Genomic DNA, 19,200 nt, shown 5'->3' on the forward strand with positions numbered 1-19,200 from the left:
CCTTATGCGAATGTTTGGTCGGGGCCGATTTCCAGCCCCCCGCCGATCACGGCGTCGTCGATGCGTTTGAGGTGGAAGGCGCGGCTACCCCATGCTCCGGAGAGCGCCCAACTGCGCTTCATCCAGAAATGCAGGTCGACCTCATAAGTATAGCCCATCGCGCCATGGACCTGGATCGCGGTCTCGGCCATTTGGATCGCGGCGTCGCTCGCCGCGACCTTGGCGTGGCTGATGTGGACCGGGGCGCTGACGAGGCCATCGCTAAGTGCCTGCGCGGCGCGCCACACCACCGGCTTCGCAAATTCGATCGCCACCGCAGCGGTGGCGAGTTGGTGCTTCACCGCCTGAAACGCACCGATTGGCTGACCGAACTGGGTGCGGATTTTGGCATAGGCCGCCGACTGGTCGAGCATCGCCTCGGCGAGCCCGACCAACTGCGCTGCACTCATCAGCGCGCCGAGATCGAGCAGCAGCGGGTCCGACGACGATGTGCCGACGGGCCGCGTCAGGTTCCGCAGCGGATCGATGCTGTCGAGCGCCGCGCCATCGCCATCGCTGACCCACGGATTGATGCGATGCGCGACCGACGGTTTTGCCGTTCCAGAAACGATCGCGGCCATTTGCGCCGTATCACCCTGCGACAGCAACCACGGCACCGCAACAAAGGCGGTATCGACCAGCGGTTCGGCGAGACAGGCGCGCCCACACTCACGCGCGATCAAAGCCGCATCGACGAACCCAAGACCGAGCCCGCCAAATTCCTCGGGAACCAGCAGGCCGGTTAGCCCCATATTGACGAGGCCCTGCCAGATAGCGGGATCGCGATTGTCGCCCGCGTCAAGCCTGCGCAATACGTCGGGACCATGCGTCCCCGCCAGATAGTCGCGCACCGTTTCGGCGAGCGCCAGCCGGTCTTCGTTGAGCAGAAATTCCATCAGCCCGCTCCCACTCTGGGCAAATCGAGCAATCGTTCGGCGGTGATGTTGCGCTGAATCTCGTTCGATCCGGCGTAAATTGGACCCGAGAGCGAGAAGATATAGCCCTCCAGCCACTGGTTCATCCGGCCATCGTCGAAGCGGCGAAGTTCAGCTGCGGCGCCCAGCAATTGCATCGCGGTGCGGTGCATCGCGCGGTCGAGTTCGGACCAGAAAATCTTGTTGAGGCTCGCCTCGGCGCCGATCGACCCGCCCGCCATGATCTTCGCGGCGACGGCGTAGGTGTTATACGCATAGGCCTGCGCCTGCATCCAAGCGGTCATTACCGCCTCGCGCGCCGCGGGCGATGCCTCGGCTTCATGCTCGCGATAGAGCTCGACCAGCCGCTTCGCGGTCGCCTGAAACCGGCCGGGCGAGCGCAGCATCAGCCCGCGTTCGAAACCCGCGGTCGCCATCGCGACCTTCCAGCCTTCGCCCTCGCCCGCGATGCGGTTTTCGACAGGCACGCGCACTTCGTCGAAGAACAGCTCGGCAAAGCCGGTGTCGCCGTGCAATTGCCGGATCGGGCGGCGGGTGATGCCGGGACTGTTCAGATCGAACAGGATGAAGCTCAGCCCCTTGTGGCGCTTGCTGCCGTCTTCGGTACGGAAAATGCCGAAACCCCAGTCGGCAAAGGCGGCGCGGCTCGACCAGGTTTTCTGGCCGCTGATCACATAGTGATCGCCCCCAGAATCATTGGCGCGCACCGCCTTGCTGCTGATCGCCGCCATGTCGGACCCGGCGCCGGGTTCGGACCACGCCTGCGCCCACATCGTCTCGCCCTTCGCCATCGGGGTCAGGAAGCGCGCCTTTTGTTCGGGCGTGCCAAACTCCATGATCGTCGGGCCGAGCAGGAAAATGCCATTCTGGTTGGCGCGATTGGGGCCGCCGGCGCGGAAATATTCTTCCTCGAAGATCAGCCATTGGATCAGGTCGAGCCCGCGCCCGCCATAGGCTTCGGGCCAGGTCACCATCCCCCAATTGCCGCTCGCGAGCGTGCGTTCCCACACGACATGCTCATCGAAACCAACGCGGCATTCGAGCGTGTCCAGCGGCTCCTTGGGTACATGCGCGTCCATCCACGCACGCACTTCGGCGCGAAAATCCTGTTGTTCGGAGGTATAGACGAGGTCCATCAGAAGCTCGCGGCCTTGCCCGTATCGACAAAGGCGTCGCGCGACTTCTGGCTGTCTTCGTGCATATACATTTCGAGCGTGAAACCCTGTTCCCAGCGGTATCCGCGGTCGACGTCGCGTTCCTCGAGCCCGTTCAGCGCCTCCTTGGCGATGACCAAAGCCTTGCGCGATTTCGACGCGATCACTGCGCAAAAGGCGCGCGCTTCGGATTCCAAGTCAGCGCGCGGCACGACCTTCTCGATCGCGCCCAGCCGCCACGCCTCTTCAGCGGGGATCGTGCCGCCGGTGAAGAAAGCCGCGCGTACCTTGTGCAGCGGCAGCATGCGCGAAAGGTGCGACGCCCCGCCCATCGCGCCGCGATCGACCTCGGGCAACGAGAAATAGGCGTCGTCGGCGGCGATGATGCTGTCACTGGCCCCGCAAATGCCGATGCCGCCGCCGATGACGAACTTATGCACCGCGGTGATCACCGGAACCTCGGCATCGCGGATCGCCTTGAAGGTCAGATAATTGCCGCGATTGAGAATGGTGATGCGTTCGGGATGCGCCTGCATCTCCTTGATATCGACCCCGCCGCAAAAGCCCTTGCCCTCGGCGCGGATCAGCACGCAATTGACCTCAGGATTGCTCGCCGCCGCGGTGACGATCGCAGGGATCGCCATCCAGGTCTCGCTGTCAAAGGCGTTAACGGGCGGGACGTCGAAGACAATTTCGGCGATCCGGTCCTTGATGGTGCAATGTATCGGCATGGGTTCAGTCCAGTCCTCGCAGCGCGGCCAGGCGGGCACGCGCATCCTTTTCGATCGAAGTCAGAAGCTCTGCGCAGCTCGGCAAATCGCCTAACCGCCCGCCGACAAGCCCGGTCGCGAGCAGGCCGTTTTCGGTGTCGCCGTCCACCACCGCTTTCTGGATCAGCATCGGCGCGGCGGCGGCCATCATCGCCTGCGGCAACGACAGGTTGCCATGGCTGGTCATGCCGCGCGCGGCGCGCAGCAGTTCGCCGAAGCTGGCGCCGGTCTGGCGCTTCATCGCAAACCCCGCCTCGATCGCGCGTTTCCACATCGCGAGTTTTCCCGACGCCTCGATGCGCTGCATCGCGGGGGTCAGGATCATCCGCTGCGGAATGCCGTCGATCCTGGTCGAGACGATGATGTCGCCGGTGCCCGCGCGGACATAGGCCGATTTCGAACGATCGGGAATCGGGCTGTCGCTGGTCATCAGGAAGCGCGTTCCCATCGCGATACCCGCCGCGCCATAGGCCAGCGCCGCCGCGAGGCCGCGCCCGTCGGCAAAGCCCCCCGCCGCGACCACCGGCACCTCGACCGCGTCGAGCACCTGCGGCAGCAGCACGGTCGTCGCGACCGCGCCGGTATGACCGCCGCCCTCGCCGCCCTGCACCGTGATCATCTCGCACCCCAGCTGGACCATCTTTTCGGCATGTTTGACCGCGCCGACAGTGGGGATGCAGAGGATGCCCGCGTCCTTGAAACGGCCGATCATTTTCGCATCGGGCCCGCGCCCGAAACTGACCGCGCCAACGCGGTCGCTGTTTGCGACGATCAGATCGACGATCTCGGCCGCGCCGGGCTGGAAGCTGTGGAAATTGACCCCGAAACGATGCGGGGTCAGGTCGCGCAGCCGCGCAATCGCTTCGCCGAGTTCGGCGGGCTTCATCACCGCGCCTGCGAGAAAGCCGAACGCGCCGGCATTGCTCGACGCCGCGACCAGTTCGGGGGTCGCGATCCAGCCCATCGCGGTCTGGATCACCGGCAGGCGGCATCCGAGTGCCTGGGTTAGCGGGGTGGTCAGCACGTCGCTCACAATATCAGCCCTCGCCCGCGGCTTTCTTGTTCGCCTTGGCCATCGCCGCGCCGTCGAGGCCGCCGAGCGAATTGCCGCTGACCAGATCATTTTGCGCATGGGCAAAATGATGCATGTGGAAAACCGCGTCCATCGCGGTGCGCTTGCCGCGCAAATCCTCGACATGGTTGAGCGCCTGCTTGGTCAGCCAATTGCCGAGCCGCGGCCGCGTCGCGAGTTCCTGCGCCATCGCCGAAACCTTGTCCTTCAGCTCCGCGCGCGGGACAATTTCATTGACCATACCGAATTGATAGGCGCGCGCGGCGGGCATGCGTTCACCCAGCAACAGAAAGCCCTTGGCGATGCGCGGCGGCAGCTCGAAACCATGGGCGAAATATTCAACCCCGGGAATGCCCATGCGGTTGACCGGATCCTGAAAGAAAGCGTCGTCGCTGGCGACGATCAAGTCGCATACCCACGCCAGCATCAGCCCGCCGGCGATGCACGCGCCCTGCACCATCGCGATCGTCGGCTTGGGAATGTCGCGCCAGCGGCGGCACATCCCGAGGTAAACTTCCTGCTCGCGAGTGTAGAGCAATTCGGCGCCGGGCCGGTTGGTATGATCGCCGAACATCAATTTGCGGTCGAAGGGCACCAGATGATCGCGCCCCGGCGTGCCTATGTCATGCCCGGCGCTGAAATGCTTACCGTCGCCGCCGAGCACGATGACTTTGATCGCGTCATCGTCGGTCGCGCGCCGGAATGCCGCGTCGAGCGCGTAGGTCATCTGGCTGTTCTGGACGTTGTTGAACTGCGGCCGGTCCATGATGATCCACGCGACGGGACCGTCGACTTCATAGCGGACGGGGGTCTCGGTTTCATACACCGGCTCTTGCGGCTGGCGCGGGACGAGATCATCGCTCATGCGGCATTCCTTTGGGCTGGCGGGTTGTCCTTGATGACGCTGGCACGGAAATTATGCGGATCGAGCCGCGCGATGATCGCGAGCGCCTCGGCGCCCGGCTTCGGGGTTTCGACCATATCGCCCTGTTCGAGCGGAAAGCCGGTCGCCGCCTGCACATCGTCGAAACTCACGCCGGGGTGGAGCGAGATGACGCGGATCGCATTGTACTGTCCGCCAAAGTCCATGACGCACAAATTGGTGACGATGCGGCGCAAGTCGATGCCGCTGTAATTGCCGCCCGCGATGCGCTTGGCGGGATTGTAGCCCGCGCTCGACACCATATCGACCTCGCCCGCAACAAACGTCCGCGCCGAATGGAACGGGATGAACATCGAATTGGCGTGATAGATGCTGTTGCCGGGAAAACCGCGCACGCCCAGCATCTGCGTCTTCGGCTGCTCATGCGTGCCGCCAAGCCGCGACAAATTCGTCTGGCCGAAACGGTCGATCTGGGTCGGGGTCACCATCGCGTGACGCCGTCCGCTCCACACCGCGCTGTCGAAGAAGCGCGAGAAGGGGAGATGCCCCGCAAATTTGGGAACATAATCGCCGCGCGGGCCGATCGGCACCGGTTCCTCGACCAGATAGGCCTCGCCATCGGTCATCATCAGCCCGGGCGAATGGGTGAGCTTGGCGAGCCCCGCACCGATGCGCGGAACGGGACCGATGCCGGTCGCGATGACCTCGCGCTGGGTGCGAAAAGCTTCGGAGCAGGCGAAAATACAGAGTTCTGCGAGGGTGACTTCGGTCATCAGAATATCGGCAAGGGCAAAGCCGTCACCGCCTCCTTTCCGCCAACGGATTTCAGATAAGCGGCCTCGTCGGCGCCGACGAGGCGGTCGCGCACCGCGTCCCAGTCGCCGGGATCGGCGGCCAGCGCGGCGTAATTTTTGAACCAGCCCATGTCCCAGCCATAGGCGGGGGGCATCGAGCTCGGGTGCGCGCCGCCCGGAATTTCAGTCACCCCGGCGACGAAGCAGCGTTCGAAAACATTGGCCTGCGCATCATCGGCGTAGTGGTCCTCGATCCGCTCGACGAGCGTTTCGGTCGAGACGAAACAGGCGTCGGCCGCCTTGGCGAACCATTCGTCATAATAAGCGTCGGGGCCGAGCAGCTGGACGTTGCCGCGCCAGTCGCTGCGGTTGACGTGGAGCAGCGCCGCGTCGAGCTTCAACGCCGGCATCGCGATCAGCGTCTCGCCGTCGTCATAGGGAGATTGCACCATTTTGAGGCCGCCCAGTTCAGCGAGATCGGTGCCGAGGCCGACGCGTGTCGGCAGGAAGGGCAGCCCAAAGGCCGCGGCCTTGAGCCCCCATTGGAACATGCCCTCGTCGAGTTCGAGCACCTCGATCCGCCCCGCTTCGCGAGCCTTGCGGAACCAGGGTTCGAGCGGGATCGCGTCGAGCGAGACGAAGGCGAAGACGAGCTTCTTCACCTTGCCCGCCGCGCAGAGCATCCCGACGTCGGCGCCGCCATAGGCGACGATGGTCAAATCCTTGAGGTCCGAGCGCAGGATCTCGCGGACGAGCGCCATCGGCTTGCGCCGCGGGCCCCATCCGCCGATACCGATCGTCATGCCGTCGCGAAGACGACCGACGATCTCGGCGGGGGTCATGCGTTTGTCGAGCGTCATTGCGCGGCCTCTTCCATCGCTTTTTGCCAGGCCCAGACATGGCCCCATTCGCTGACGACCTGATGCGCCGTCGGCGTCCAGCTCGCCGGATCGATGATCAGCGGATCGCAGCCAATCTCGAGGTCGAAACCCGCCGGGGTCTGCATGTAAAAACTCGTCATCTGGTCGTTGGTATGGGTACCCAGCGACGCCGATTCCGTAACTTTCCCGACGCGCATCCGGTCGTAGCAACGACCGACATCGCGCAAATCCTGCATTTCGAGCATCAAATGGACGCAGCGTGACGGCGGCACCGGAACCTGCCCGATCGCGACCGAATGGTGGCGGCCGTTGTCGGCGTGCATGAAGGCGAACCCCATCCCCGGATCGTTCGGATCGGGCGAGAAGTGGAAGCGCGGAATGTCGGTGTCGTGAAAGCCGACGACGTCGGTGTAAAAGCGATGCGTCTCGTCGAAATCGGGCGCGGCGAACACCGCATGCCCCATCCCCATATCGCCGGTAACGAAGCCCTTTACGCCGACGGGCGAGACGAACGCCACATCGTCGCGGCTGTCACCGTGAAAGAATTCGAGCCCGTTTCCGGTCGGATCACTGGTGCGGAAAAAGGCCTGAACGCCGCGAACTACGGCCTCGTCGGCCGAGCCCATTTCGACCGGGCGGCCCGCCGCGGCAATCGCCGCCGCCATCGCCTGAAACGCGGCTTCGTCGGACAGTTCGAACGCGGCAGCAGTCAATTCATCCTGCTCGCCCGCCTCGATCCGGAACCGGAACGGACGGTCGTCGATCCGGTAATGCGCCGCGCCGTCGGCGGGATCGGCGGCGCGCATGACACCGACGACCTCGGTCAAATATGTATCCCAAATATCGGCCTGTGTCGTTTTGATCACGACATAGCCGAGCGCCCTGATAGCCACCGCCTCAGCCTCCCTTTACCAGATCCAGAAAATACGGTCGTTCACCGCCGCCATCGACATTGAGATGCGCGCCGCTGACATATTGAGCGAAAGGCGAAACAAGATAGGCCACGGCGTCGGCGACATCGCGCCCCTCGCACATGCGGCCCAGCGGCAGCGACGCCGCGACTGCCGCCTGCGCCGCCGCATCGCCATAGGTCGCCTCGGCATTTTCGGTCGTTGCCAGCCCGACGATGATCGCGTTGACGCGAATCGCGTCGCGGCCCCATTCTTGCGCCAGCGACTGGGTCAGGTTGAGCAGCCCTGCCTTGGCGGCGCCATAGACGGCCGTTCCCGGCGACGGGCGGATGCCCGACACGCTGGCGATATTGACGATCGAACCGCCTTGGGTGCGCATATGCTTATGCGCAGCCTGCGCCAGAGTGAGCGGCGCAACGAGGTTGAGTTTCAATATGGCATCGACGAAGCCCACCGACGCCACCTCGGCGGCGCAGGGCGGTGATCCACCGGCATTGTTGATCAAAATATCGAAGCGCCCGGCCTCGCTGGCAATCGCATCGACCAGCGCAGTAGCCTGATCAGCCTGACGCACATCGGCGGCATGAAACGCAATCGCGGCTGGCAGGTCGTCGGGTGCATTGCGCCCACAAATATGCACGTCACAGCCAAGCTCGGCGAGGCGCACGGCGATGGCGCGGCCGATGCCGCGCGTTCCGCCCGTTACAAGCGCCACTTTGCCATTCAGGTCCAGGGATGCTGTCGAATTCAACTGCGCGACGCCTTTCGATACCGATTCACGAACAACAACGTCATTAAGCCGCACCAAAAGCAGACTTGCAAGCCAAATCGTATTTTTATCGACGTTTTGCGTATTTTGAAATGATATTTTCTACGCATATGGCGCCATATCGCGTATCCGCGTCACGATGTGGAACCCGCCCACGACGCCAGAGAGGCACCACAGCGCTCCTACGCCCATTCAATAAGCCATCCGTCGCGACGGAAATGCGCCAAAATTCGCAAAAATGGGAAGGGAAACGGAATTCAATTGACGGTTTGCGTATTTTGTGTGAGATATTTTTACGAATTTGATTTACCTCTGCCTTGGCAGATTGTTGGCTGGAGACGGAAGATGGCGACATTGGCAGCATCGCAGGTAAGCGAGATACCATCGGCGGACGAATTGCTGGCGCGAGCCAGGGCAATGATTCCCGCGCTCAAGGCGCGAGCCAGGCAATGCACCGCCCACCGCAATGTCCCGGCCGAAACGATCGCCGAGATGCGCGACGCCGGATTCTTCCGCATTTTGCAGCCGAAGCGCTGGGGCGGTTTTGAAATGCACCCCAATGTCTTTTTCGGGGTACAAAAGGCGCTGGCCGAGGGTTGCATGTCGACCGGATGGATGTACGGCGTCCTCGGTTGCCACCCCTATGAACTCGCGCTGTTCGACGATCAGGTGCAGGTCGATGTGTGGGGCGACGACAATGCGATGCTCGTCTCCTCAACCTATCAGCCGGTCGGCAAGGTCGAACATACCGAAGGCGGTTTTTACCTGAGCGGCCATTGGGGCTTCTCGACCGGATCGCTGCACTGCGGATGGGTGTTGCTCGGCGCGCTGGTGCCGTCAAAAGAAGGCGGGCCGCCCGACATGCGGACCTTCCTGTTGCCGCGCAGCGATTACACCATCGATCCCGAAAGCTGGCAGGTGTTCGGTCTGCAGGGAACGGGCAGCCATGATATCATCGTCGACCGCGCCTTCGTCCCCGAATATCGCACCCATCGCGCCGTCGAAGGCTTTCTCTGCGACAATCCAGGTCAGAAGATCAACACCGGCCCGCTCTACACCCTCCCTTGGGCGCAGGTCTTCGTCCGTTCGGTATCGACCGCGGCCTTCGGCGGCGCGCGCGCTGCCATCAATGCCGCGATGGCGATCATGGAAAGCCGGATTTCAACCAACACCGGCAAGGCGAGCAAGGCCGACCCGATCCTGCACGGCGCGATCGCGGCGGCGCATGCCCAGACGCTGGAAATGGAATTGACGCTGGCGGCGACCTTCGACGAGCTGATGGCGATTGCCGAGCGGGGCGAAGCGGTGCCGATGGAGAAGCGCGCGCTGTTCGCCTATCAATCCTCGACCGTCGTTCGCCGCCTCGCGCGGCTGGTCGACGATATGGTCCAGCTGCTGGGCGGGCGCGCGGTCTATATGTCGAGCGACGTCATCCAGCCGTGGCTCGACCTCAACGCGGCACGCGCGCACGTCGCCAACGATCCGAGCAACCGCACCGGCGATGTCGTCGGCACAATGCTGGGCCAGCCGCCCGCCTTCACCTTCCTGTAAGGAGCCGACCGAATGACGAACTTTGTCGAAAACACCTACCAAGTCGACGGCTACGACATTCACATCAAGGAAAAGGGCAGCGGCGCGGCGGTCGTGTTCATCCACGGCAGCGGCCCCGGCGCATCGGGCGCGTCGAATTTTCGTAACAACATCGATGCCTTTGTCGACGCGGGCTATCGCGTCATCCTGCCCGACCTGATCGGCTATGGGCAGTCGTCGAAGCCCGAAGGCATCGACTATAGTCTGCAACTGTTCACCGACACGCTTTATGGCGCGCTGCGCCAGCACGGCGTCGATTCCGCGGCGCTGGTCGGCAATTCACTCGGCGGCGGCGTCGCATTGCAAATGACGCTCGATCACCCCGAATTCGCCACCGCGCTGATCCTGATGGCGCCCGGCTGCATCGAGGAACAGGCCAGCTATTTCAACATGCCCGGGATCGCCAAAATGGTGTCGGGTTTCGGCGGCCCCGATTTCAACCTCGACGAGCAGCGCCGTCTGATCGGCAATCTCGTCCACCCCGATTTCGCACCGAAGATTCCCGACGCGCTGGTGCAGGAACGCTTCGCGGTCGCGGTCACCCAGCCCAAGGATGTGCTGGCACGGATGAAGACCCCCAACCTCGGCCCGCTTGTCGGTCAGGTCAAACAGCCGATCTTCGTGCTGTGGGGATTGAACGACCAATTCTGCCCCGAAAGCGGCGCGCGCTATTTCCTCGATCAATGCGACAATGCCCGCTGCATGACCTTTGCGCGGACCGGTCATTGGGTGCAGGTCGAACGCGCAAGCGAGTTCAACCTTTATTCGATCGCGTTTCTCCATGACCAAGGCTGAGCAATATGGCGCCGACCTTTACGCGGCGCTACGCAACCGGAGCACGATCGCCCCGCTGGCCGCGCGCGACCCGGCGCTGACGATCGACGACGCCTATGCGATCAGCCTCGATTTCCTCGCACGCCGCCTGAAGGATGGCGAGCGCGTCGTCGGCAAGAAGATCGGCGTCACATCGAAAGCGGTGCAGGACATGCTGGGCGTCTATCAGCCCGACTTCGGCTTTCTGACCGACGCGATGCACATCGACGGCGACATCGACATCGCCGCGACGGGCCTGATCCAGCCGCGGGCAGAGGCCGAGATCGCCTTCATCCTGAAGGACAGCCTCACCGGCCCCGGCGTCACCGCCGCCGACGTTATCGCGGCGACCGCCAGCATCGCGCCCTGTTTCGAGATCGTCGACAGCCGGATCGACGACTGGAAGATATCCATCGTCGATACCGTCGCCGACAATGCCAGCTGCGGCGTATTCGTCCTCGGCGAAGCGCGGGCCGATCCGAACGCACATGACCTCCCTGCCCTGCGCGTCACCGTCACCAAAAATGGCGCGCCACTGTCTGAAGGACTGGGCTCGGCCGTTCAGGGCAACCCCGCCGAGGCGGTCGCATGGCTGGCCAACACATTGGGCGCGCACGGCGTGACGCTCGACGCCGGCGACATCATCCTGTCGGGATCGCTGGTGCCACTCGAAAATGCCGTGCGCGGCGACGTGTTCGACATGACGCTGCACGGCATCGGCAGTTGCACCGCGCGATTTATCTGAGGACTCCTTATGACCAAAGTGAAAGCCGTCATCATCGGCTCAGGCAATATCGGCACCGACCTGATGATGAAGATGATCAAATATCCGCAAAATATGGAGCTGGTGGCGGTGGTCGGGATTGATCCCGACAGCGAGGGCCTCGCGATGGCGCGTTCGCACGGCGTTGCCACGACGCATGAGGGGATTGAGGGGCTGAAGAAGCTGCCCTGTTACAAAGACATTGGCATCGCCTTCGACGCGACCTCGGCCTATGCGCACAAGCTGCACGACGCCGCGCTGCGCGCCGACGGGATCCAGGTCGTCGACCTGACGCCGGCGGCGATCGGCCCCTTCACCGTGCCGCCGGTCAATATGGAAGCGCATCTCGATCAGCCCAACGTCAATATGGTGACCTGCGGCGGACAGGCGACGATCCCGATGGTTGCCGCGGTGAGTCAGGTCGCGACCGTCCATTATGCCGAAATCATCGCCTCGGTCTCGTCGCGATCGGCAGGCCCCGGCACCCGCGCCAATATCGACGAGTTCACCCGCACCACCGCGCGCGCGATCGAGGCGGTCGGCGGCGCGACAGTCGGCAAGGCGATCATCATCCTCAACCCCGCCGAACCGCCGATGATCATGCGCGACACCGTCTTCACCCTGTCCGAAGGTGGCAGCGAAGACGCCATTCGCGCCTCGGTCGAGGCGATGGTCAAAAAGGTTCAGGCCTATGTCCCCGGATACCGGTTGAAGCAGGAGGTTCAGTTCGAACGCTTCGGTGACAATAATCCGCTGACCATCCCGGGTCAGGGCGTCTTCACCGGGGTCAAGACCTCGATCTTCCTCGAGGTCGAGGGCGCGGGCGACTATCTGCCCCCTTACTCGGGCAATCTCGACATCATGACCGCGGCGGCCAAGGCGACGGGCGAATTGCTCGCGGCGCGGCGCATGGCGGCGGGGACGGAGAACTGACATGGCCGGTTTTGATGTGAGCAGCCAGAAACTCTATATTCAGGACGTCACGCTGCGCGACGGGATGCACGCGATCCGCCACATGTATGGCGTCGACCATGTCCGCGCGATCGCCAAAGCCCTCGACGACGCCGGGGTCGACGCGATCGAGGTCGCACATGGCGACGGCCTGTCGGGCACCAGCTTCAACTATGGGTTTGGCGCGCATACCGACTGGGAATGGATCGAGGCGGTCGCCGATGTCCTCGAACGCTCGATATTGACGACGCTGATCCTGCCCGGCCTCGGCACCGTAGAGGATCTCAAGCGCGCCTATGATCTGGGCGTCCGCTCGGTCCGCGTCGCGACGCACTGCACCGAGGCCGATGTCTCGAAACAGCATATCGGCATCGCACGCGATCTCGGCATGGACGTCGCGGGCTTTTTGATGATGAGCCATATGATCGAGGCGGACCAACTCGCCGGGCAGGCGCTGCTCATGGAAAGCTATGGCGCGCATTGCGTCTATGTCACCGACAGCGGCGGCGCGCTCGACATGGACGGCGTCCGCGACCGGCTTCAGGCCTATGACCGCGTTCTCAAGCCCGAGACCCAGCGCGGCATGCACGCGCACCATAATCTGTCACTCGGCGTCGCGAACAGCATCGTCGCCGCACAGGAAGGCGCGGTGCGTATCGACGCGAGCCTCGCCGGCATGGGCGCCGGCGCGGGCAATGCGCCGCTGGAGGTGTTCATCGCCGCCGCCGACCGCAAGGGCTGGAACCATGGCTGCGACGTCATGGCGCTGATGGACGCCGCCGAGGATCTCGTCCGCCCGCTGCAGGACCGCCCGGTTCGCGTCGACCGCGAAACCCTCGCATTGGGCTATGCCGGGGTCTACTCCAGCTTCCTGCGCCACGCCGAGAAAGCCGCCGCCGACTACCGCCTCGACACCCGCGAAATCCTCGTCGAACTCGGCCGCCGCAAAATGGTCGGCGGACAGGAGGACATGATCGTCGATGTCGCGCTCGATATGGTCAAGGCCCAGACGAAGGCGGCAGGATGAGCGGCGCTTCGCTGCACCGCCCGCTCGCCGCGGCGGACGTGCCACGATGGGATGACGAGGCCGATGTCGTCATCCTCGGCTTTGGCGCCGCCGGCGCCTGCGCGGCGATCGAGGCCTGCGAAGCGGGCGCCGATGTGCTGCTGTACGAACGCAATTCGGGCAGCGGCGGCGCATCGGGCCTATCAGGCGGTGAAATCTATATTGGCGGCAATGGTGGGACCGAGGTTCAGCGGGCGGCCGGGTTCGACGATACGACCGAAGCCTTCACCACCTATCTGAAAATGGCGGGCGGCCCGTGCGCCGACGATGCCAAATGCGAGCTTTACGGCCGCGAGGCGTTGAACCATTGGGAGTGGCTCAAGCAGCAGGGTGTTCCCTATCGCGGCAATTACCTGCCCGGGAAACATATCGAGCCGGTCGGCGACGACACGCTGATCTGGTCGGGAAGCGAGGCGGCGGCTCCCTTTTGCGACGCCGCCACACCCGCCCCGCGCGGCCATGTCATCCAGTATATGGGCTGGGGCGGCGGGCGCAAGCTGATCGACATATTGGAACAGCGCGTCCGCGATCTCGGCGCCCGGATCGTCACCGACGCACGCGCCACCGCACTGATCCGCGACGGCGACCGCGTCGTCGGCGCAGTGATGCGGATCGACAATCAGGACCGCTATGTCCGCGCCCGCAAGGGCGTCATCCTCGCCACCGGCGGCTTTGTGATGAACGAGGCGATGCGCCGCAAATATTGCCCGCTGACTTATCTGATCAACGATCCGATCGGCGACAAGGACGACGGGTCGGGGATCAACCTTGGCCTCAGCGTCGGCGGCGATGCCATTCACATGGACCAGTTTTTCACCACCTGCCCGTGGACGATCCCCGAACCCCAGGCGCAGGGCGTGTTCGTCAACCAGCAGGGCCAGCGCTTCATCAATGAGGATTGCTATCATGGCCGCGTGTCGCGTGCGATGCTCGACCAGCCCGGCGACCGCGTCTATCTGTTGCTCGACAGCAAGCATTTCGACCAGCCGTTCGACTATGCCCGGATGACGATCGCGGGGACGGGTGACGACTGGGAAGAGGTCGAACGCGAACTCGGCATGCCGCAAGCCACGCTGTCGGCGACAATGAATTTCTACAATGATCATGCCCGCCGCGGCGGTGATCCGCTGTTCGACAAGCGCGCGCCGATCCTGACGCCGCTCGATCAGGGGCCGTTCATCGCGCTCGAGCTGAATTTCCAGACCAGCTATTTCAGCTTTTTCACCCTCGGCGGGCTTCGCACCTCGACCGATGGCGAAGTGCTGGATCGCGGCGACCAGCCGATCGCGGGTCTGTTCGCCGCCGGTCGTTGCACGAGCGGACTTCCGGCATGGGGTCACGGCTATAGCTCGGGCCTCAGCCTCGCCGATTGCAGCTTCTTCGGACGGCAGGCGGGTCGCGCGGCGGCGCTGAGCGCATAGCTCAGCCCGCCAGTTGCCCGCCATCGACGGTGAATAGCGCGCCGGTGATCTTGCGCGCCTGATCGCTCGCCAGATAGGCGACCATCTCGGCAATATCTTCGGGTTCGCAAATCCCGTCGGGCAGCTTGGGCGCGTTGCGCATCATCAGCGGCCAGTCGACTTCGCCTTCAGGCGGCGGGCGGTTGGTCATCGGGGTTTTGACATGGCCGGGGCACACCGCATTGACGCGGACACCCCGCGCCGCAAATTCGACCGCCAGGCTTTTGGTTAGCCCAACGAGGCCGTGCTTCGACGCCGCATAGCCGATCGAATAGGGCGTGCCCTGCACCCCGGCGGTCGACGCCATGTTGACGATATTGCCGCCGCTGGTGATCAAAAGCGGCAGCGCCGCGCGACATAGCGCGAACACGCTGGTCAAATTGACCGCGATCAGGCGCTCGAACCGGTCCTCGTCGAAATCGAGCGTCGGGCCCCAGTCGAGCAGTCCCGCAATGTTGCACAAAATGTCGAGACCGCCCTGCCCGGCCGCGGCAACCAGCGCGCGGCACGACGTGAGGTCGGTCGCATCATAGGTCAGCGCCGTCACCTCGCCGGTCGCCATCGCAGCGGTTTCGTTCAGTCCCGCGGCGTTGACGTCAGCGACAAACACATGCGCACCCTCGGACGCCAGTTGCAGTGCCGTCGCGCGCCCGATCCCCGATGCCGCCCCGGTCACCAACACCCGCTTGTTCGCAAACCGCATAGTCTATGCCTCCCGTAACAGATGCTGGCTCAAATCGCCGGTCAGCGTCATCTCCATCTCGCGGCGCGTGAAATGCCACGCATCGCCGTCCTTCGCAAAGCGGTCGCAATAGCTCGCCTCGGCGATCGGCTGGAGCGGAAAGCCCGGCGCCGCTTGAAAGATGATCGCGCTGCACCGCGCCGACGCCCGCGCATCGCCATCGGGTTCGATGGTCAGATTGCCACTGTGATGGCGAGTCAGCGGGCGCTCATCGGGTCCGTGCAGCTTCACGAAGCTGCGCATCAACGCCGCGACCGCGGCCCCATCCTGATGGATATGGCGCCCGGTCGCGGTGTAGATCATGTCGGCGCGGTCGAATAACGACCCAGCGGCATCGAAATCGGCTCCGTCGACGTGGACGAAATAGATATTGATCAGCCGCTGGATCGCGAAATAATCGTCCGCCGTCAAAATTCCATTCCGACGGTCAGGCCAAAGGTGCGCGGATCGGGGAAATAGCCGATCAATATTCCGCCAAAGTCCGGCCCGAAATCGATGAAGTTGCTCGGCGCATCCTCATTGGTCAGATTGCGAACCCACGCGCTGATCTTGGCTTCGACGCCGCCGATCGGGATGCGCGTCAGCGACGCCGTCATATTGACCATCGTCCGCCCCGGCGATTGCGTGTCCGCGGCGACCTGATCCGACGCGTTGGTCGTGCTCAGCGCATAGGGGAAGGTGTGATATTTCGACACCATGCTGAGGTCGCCGAGAATGTTGAACCGGCCCCAGCTACCTTCCAGTACGCGCCAGTCGAACCCGGCCGAAACCGAATATTTGGGGGTGTGCGGGAAAGCGCGATTGTCCGACACGTCGATACCGCCGTCGATGAAGCTGTCATATTTGGCATCGAGATAGGCGAAGGAGCCGTTGAAGGTCAGCCACGGCGCCGGACGAATGATCGTTTCGATCTCGATCCCTTTGATCGTCGCCGCCCCCGCGTTCAACACGGTCGATGCCGCCGCACCCCCAGCATCGAATACCGACAGCTGGATGTCCTTATGCTTGTCGTAGAAGCCCGCGATGTTCAGCGTCATCGCGCCATCGGCGAGAACGGTTTTCAAGCCGACTTCATAGCTGTCGACCTTTTCGGGGCGATAGGGATTGCACAGCTCGGGCGTCCCGGTCGGGCAATCAGGGGTCGGCGCGACGAATGTATTGGTTTCGCCGTTGAACCCGCCCGATTTGAAGCCGCGGGCAAAGCGCGCATAGACGTTCACGTCGCGATTAACCTCATAGGACAGCGTCGCCGCCGGGCTGAAGTTGCTGAACTTGGCGTCGGGCAAATCACCGAACTGCACATCGGCGACGGTGAAGGCCGGAGTCGGCGGGCTATTCAATATCTGGAGGAAGCGACTGATGTCCTTCTTCTCCTTGGTGTAGCGCCCGCCGAGCGTCAGTTTCAGCGCCTCGGTGATCTTGAAATCAGCCTGCGCATAAGCTGCCCATGCCGTGGTGTTGGAGGCGTAGCGCGAATCAAACCGGTTCGCTCCTGGGCCGAACACGCCGAAGAATTTCTGCGGATTCACCGTGCCCGCGCTCTCGTCATAATAGAAGGCGCCGAGCACATAGTGCAGGCGGTCGTCGATGGCCGAGCCCGTCAACTGCAATTCCTGGCTGAAACTGTTCATGTCGGTGATGCGTGACGTCTGCGCGATATCGACCGGCGACCCGTCGAGTTCGAGCGTGTCAACGAAACGAAGGTCGCGATAAGCGGTGATCGACTTGAGTTCGGCGGCACCAAGGTCGAGCGTCGCCGTCAGCGCATGGCCATAAATGCGCGAATATTCGGCAAAGGGCGACGCGTTGATGCTCAGCGTGTCTTGCCGCTCGGGATTGGCGAACAGGCCAAGCGGGATGCCGATATAGTTGGCGCTGTTCGGATCGAAAATGTCGCGCGGATCGCCATTCTGGTTGACGCGCAGCAACTGCCCCGGCGACGGACGCTGATCATATTTGCTATAATCATAGGCATAATCGAAGGTCAGATTGTCGGTCGGCTCGAACCGCACCTGCACCATCGCGCTCCGGCCATTGAGCGACTGCGCATCCTTCACCGATGCCGGCTGGGCGAAGGGCGCCGCGGCAGGAAACGGATTGTCCTGAATGTCATAGAAACCGTCGCGCTTGGAGATTTGCCCCGACAGCTTGATTGAGAAGGGCCCGATCGCGGGCAGGTTCAGCGTCGCCTTGGCGCGCTTGTAATCATAATTGCCATAGCTGACTTCCAGCTTGCCACCGAGCTCGCCGGTCGGCTTGGCAGTGACGAGGTTGACCGCACCCGCAAGACTGTTGCGACCATAAAGCGTGCCCTGCGGGCCGCGCAAAATCTCGACCCGTTCCAAGTCGGCGACGTCGAAAATCGCGCCCTGATTCTTCGCGATATAGACGCCGTCAAGATACAGTCCCACCGCGGGCTCCCACGTCACCGCCGGATTAATCGTTACCGATCCGCGAATGGCGATCTGTGCGATCGTCCCGCTGCCCGGCGCGCGTTCGAATTTCACATTGGGGGCAACGGCGCCGATGCTATCGATCGAGGTGATGTCTCGCGCCTCAAGATAGGCGCTGCTCAGCGCCGAAATCGCAATTGGCACTTCCTGCAGATTCTCGGCGCGTTTTTGCGCGGTGACGACGATGATATTGGGATCAGCGGCACCCGCACTATCCTGCGTATCGGCCTGCTGCGCCTGCGCAGGGCCAGTGGCCAGACCGATAGCCAGCGCGCCCATGGCCGCGGCTCGTGCAAAATTTCCAGACATCCTATCCCTTTCAATCGCCGTTCCGATTCTGCAATCTTTCTACGCAAATGATGATATTAATGCAAATCTGATTTGCATTTGCGCAAATATTTTGGCATTTGCCCGCCGCTGATCAAAATGGGAGAAGTGCATTGCCCGGACCGACGCTGGAACAGAGAATTGAGCGGCTGGAGGCACTTGACGCCATTCGCCAACTGCCGGCGAAATATGCGCTGGCGCTCGACATGCGCGATATGGATGCGATGGTGTCGCTGTTTCCCGCCGATGTGCGCGTCGGCAAGGGAGCGAGCGGGCGCGAGGCGCTGCGCGCCTATATGGACGGGACGCTGCGCGCGCCCTTCACCGGCACGTCGCATCATATCGGCGGCCATATCATCGAATTCGACGACGCCGATCACGCCCATGGCATCGTCTATTCAAAGAATGAGCATGAAACCCCCGTCGCGGGCGGCGCCGACGAATGGGTGATCATGCAGATGATGTATGTCGACGATTATGTCCGCGCCGAAGGCCCCGACGGCCCGCGCTGGTATTTCGGTCGCCGCCTGCCGCTCTATTGGTACGCGACAGATCTCAACAAGCCGCCGGTCGGCCCCGACAAGATGCGCTGGCCGGGGGCCGAGGCGGTCGCAGGCAATTTCCACAAGCTCTTCCCAAGCTATGAGGAATTTTGGGCGCGCGATGGCGCGCCGACGACGCCAGTCGCCGAGCCTGCGCCGCTCGAGAAATTTCTGGAACAGATGCGCCGCGGGCAAGCCGCGCCAAAGGTCAAGGTCCGCGCCGACTGACGCGACGAGGGCGCGCGCCCTTCCATGCCCAAGGATGTGATGACGCCAGGCTGATTG

Annotated in this window: 19 protein-coding genes; 7 read left to right on the plus strand and 12 right to left on the minus strand. The window is 63.3% G+C overall.

Features of this window, described 5'->3' with window-relative positions; all coding sequences use genetic code 11:
- Window positions 1-2: 2 nt before the first annotated feature.
- From CDQ91_RS10595 to CDQ91_RS10635, 9 genes are read right to left on the minus strand one after another with little or no spacing between them, the layout of a single operon-like run.
- Complete coding sequence (locus tag CDQ91_RS10595; protein ID WP_088472708.1) at window positions 3-935, minus strand: acyl-CoA dehydrogenase family protein; 933 nt, start codon at window positions 933-935, stop codon at window positions 3-5.
- Window positions 935-2,110, minus strand: coding sequence for an acyl-CoA dehydrogenase family protein (locus CDQ91_RS10600; RefSeq protein WP_088472709.1), 1,176 nt, complete (start codon window positions 2,108-2,110; stop codon window positions 935-937). Before CDQ91_RS10600 ends, CDQ91_RS10595 begins: the two co-directional genes overlap by 1 nt.
- Window positions 2,110-2,859 (minus strand): enoyl-CoA hydratase family protein, encoded by a 750-nt coding sequence (locus tag CDQ91_RS10605; RefSeq protein WP_088472938.1) that lies wholly within the window; start codon window positions 2,857-2,859, stop codon window positions 2,110-2,112. The genes CDQ91_RS10600 and CDQ91_RS10605 overlap by 1 nt, the downstream gene beginning before the upstream one ends.
- A gap of 4 nt (window positions 2,860-2,863) precedes the next feature.
- On the minus strand, window positions 2,864-3,931 hold the full coding sequence (locus CDQ91_RS10610; RefSeq protein ID WP_088472710.1) for an NAD(P)H-dependent flavin oxidoreductase: 1,068 nt from the start codon (window positions 3,929-3,931) through the stop codon (window positions 2,864-2,866).
- 4 nt (window positions 3,932-3,935) lie between these two features.
- A complete protein-coding gene (locus tag CDQ91_RS10615) occupies window positions 3,936-4,835 on the minus strand; it encodes an enoyl-CoA hydratase (protein ID WP_088472711.1) in 900 nt (299 codons plus the stop codon).
- Complete coding sequence (locus CDQ91_RS10620) at window positions 4,832-5,626, minus strand: CoA-transferase subunit beta (protein WP_088472712.1); 795 nt, start codon at window positions 5,624-5,626, stop codon at window positions 4,832-4,834. Before CDQ91_RS10620 ends, CDQ91_RS10615 begins: the two co-directional genes overlap by 4 nt.
- Window positions 5,626-6,507, minus strand: coding sequence for a CoA transferase subunit A (locus CDQ91_RS10625; RefSeq protein ID WP_088472713.1), 882 nt, complete (start codon window positions 6,505-6,507; stop codon window positions 5,626-5,628). Before CDQ91_RS10625 ends, CDQ91_RS10620 begins: the two co-directional genes overlap by 1 nt.
- A complete protein-coding gene (locus tag CDQ91_RS10630; protein WP_088472714.1) occupies window positions 6,504-7,421 on the minus strand; it encodes a VOC family protein in 918 nt (305 codons plus the stop codon). Before CDQ91_RS10630 ends, CDQ91_RS10625 begins: the two co-directional genes overlap by 4 nt.
- Window positions 7,422-7,425: 4 nt before the next feature.
- A complete protein-coding gene (locus tag CDQ91_RS10635) occupies window positions 7,426-8,244 on the minus strand; it encodes an SDR family oxidoreductase (RefSeq protein ID WP_419722558.1) in 819 nt (272 codons plus the stop codon).
- Between the two features lie 309 nt (window positions 8,245-8,553).
- Here CDQ91_RS10635 and CDQ91_RS10640 point away from each other — a divergent pair, with 309 nt between their 5' ends.
- Genes CDQ91_RS10640 through CDQ91_RS10665 form a run of 6 tightly spaced genes read left to right on the plus strand, consistent with a single transcriptional unit; the run spans window position 8,554 to window position 14,812 of the window.
- Window positions 8,554-9,759, plus strand: coding sequence for an acyl-CoA dehydrogenase family protein (locus CDQ91_RS10640; RefSeq protein ID WP_088472715.1), 1,206 nt, complete (start codon window positions 8,554-8,556; stop codon window positions 9,757-9,759).
- Window positions 9,760-9,771: 12 nt separating this feature from the next.
- The gene (locus CDQ91_RS10645; protein ID WP_088472716.1) at window positions 9,772-10,593 is read left to right on the plus strand and encodes an alpha/beta fold hydrolase; all 822 of its coding nucleotides are present in this window, start codon (window positions 9,772-9,774) and stop codon (window positions 10,591-10,593) included.
- Window positions 10,580-11,356, plus strand: coding sequence for a fumarylacetoacetate hydrolase family protein (locus CDQ91_RS10650; RefSeq protein ID WP_088472717.1), 777 nt, complete (start codon window positions 10,580-10,582; stop codon window positions 11,354-11,356). The genes CDQ91_RS10645 and CDQ91_RS10650 overlap by 14 nt, the downstream gene beginning before the upstream one ends.
- A gap of 9 nt (window positions 11,357-11,365) precedes the next feature.
- A complete protein-coding gene (locus CDQ91_RS10655; RefSeq protein WP_088472718.1) occupies window positions 11,366-12,307 on the plus strand; it encodes an acetaldehyde dehydrogenase (acetylating) in 942 nt (313 codons plus the stop codon).
- Between the two features lies 1 nt (window position 12,308).
- Window positions 12,309-13,352 carry a 4-hydroxy-2-oxovalerate aldolase gene (gene dmpG, locus CDQ91_RS10660; protein WP_088472719.1) on the plus strand — a complete coding sequence of 348 codons (1,044 nt, stop codon included), beginning with the start codon at window positions 12,309-12,311 and terminating at the stop codon, window positions 13,350-13,352.
- Complete coding sequence (locus CDQ91_RS10665) at window positions 13,349-14,812, plus strand: FAD-dependent oxidoreductase (protein ID WP_088472720.1); 1,464 nt, start codon at window positions 13,349-13,351, stop codon at window positions 14,810-14,812. Before dmpG ends, CDQ91_RS10665 begins: the two co-directional genes overlap by 4 nt.
- Window position 14,813: 1 nt before the next feature.
- On the opposite strand, the gene CDQ91_RS10670 is transcribed toward CDQ91_RS10665, so the two are convergent.
- From CDQ91_RS10670 to CDQ91_RS10680, 3 genes are read right to left on the minus strand one after another with little or no spacing between them, the layout of a single operon-like run.
- Entirely contained in the window at window positions 14,814-15,554 is a 741-nt protein-coding gene (locus CDQ91_RS10670; protein ID WP_088472721.1) for an SDR family NAD(P)-dependent oxidoreductase, read from the minus strand.
- 3 nt (window positions 15,555-15,557) lie between these two features.
- Window positions 15,558-16,004 (minus strand): nuclear transport factor 2 family protein, encoded by a 447-nt coding sequence (locus CDQ91_RS10675; RefSeq protein WP_158213660.1) that lies wholly within the window; start codon window positions 16,002-16,004, stop codon window positions 15,558-15,560.
- A complete protein-coding gene (locus CDQ91_RS10680) occupies window positions 16,001-18,325 on the minus strand; it encodes a TonB-dependent receptor (RefSeq protein ID WP_237245935.1) in 2,325 nt (774 codons plus the stop codon). Before CDQ91_RS10680 ends, CDQ91_RS10675 begins: the two co-directional genes overlap by 4 nt.
- A gap of 161 nt (window positions 18,326-18,486) precedes the next feature.
- Between CDQ91_RS10680 and CDQ91_RS10685 the strand changes: the two genes are divergently transcribed.
- Window positions 18,487-19,143 (plus strand): nuclear transport factor 2 family protein, encoded by a 657-nt coding sequence (locus CDQ91_RS10685; RefSeq protein WP_088472724.1) that lies wholly within the window; start codon window positions 18,487-18,489, stop codon window positions 19,141-19,143.
- Window positions 19,144-19,200 lie beyond the last annotated feature (57 nt).

This window comes from Sphingopyxis witflariensis, assembly GCF_002205635.1.
In the GTDB taxonomy this organism is placed as follows: Bacteria; Pseudomonadota; Alphaproteobacteria; order Sphingomonadales; family Sphingomonadaceae; genus Sphingopyxis; species Sphingopyxis witflariensis.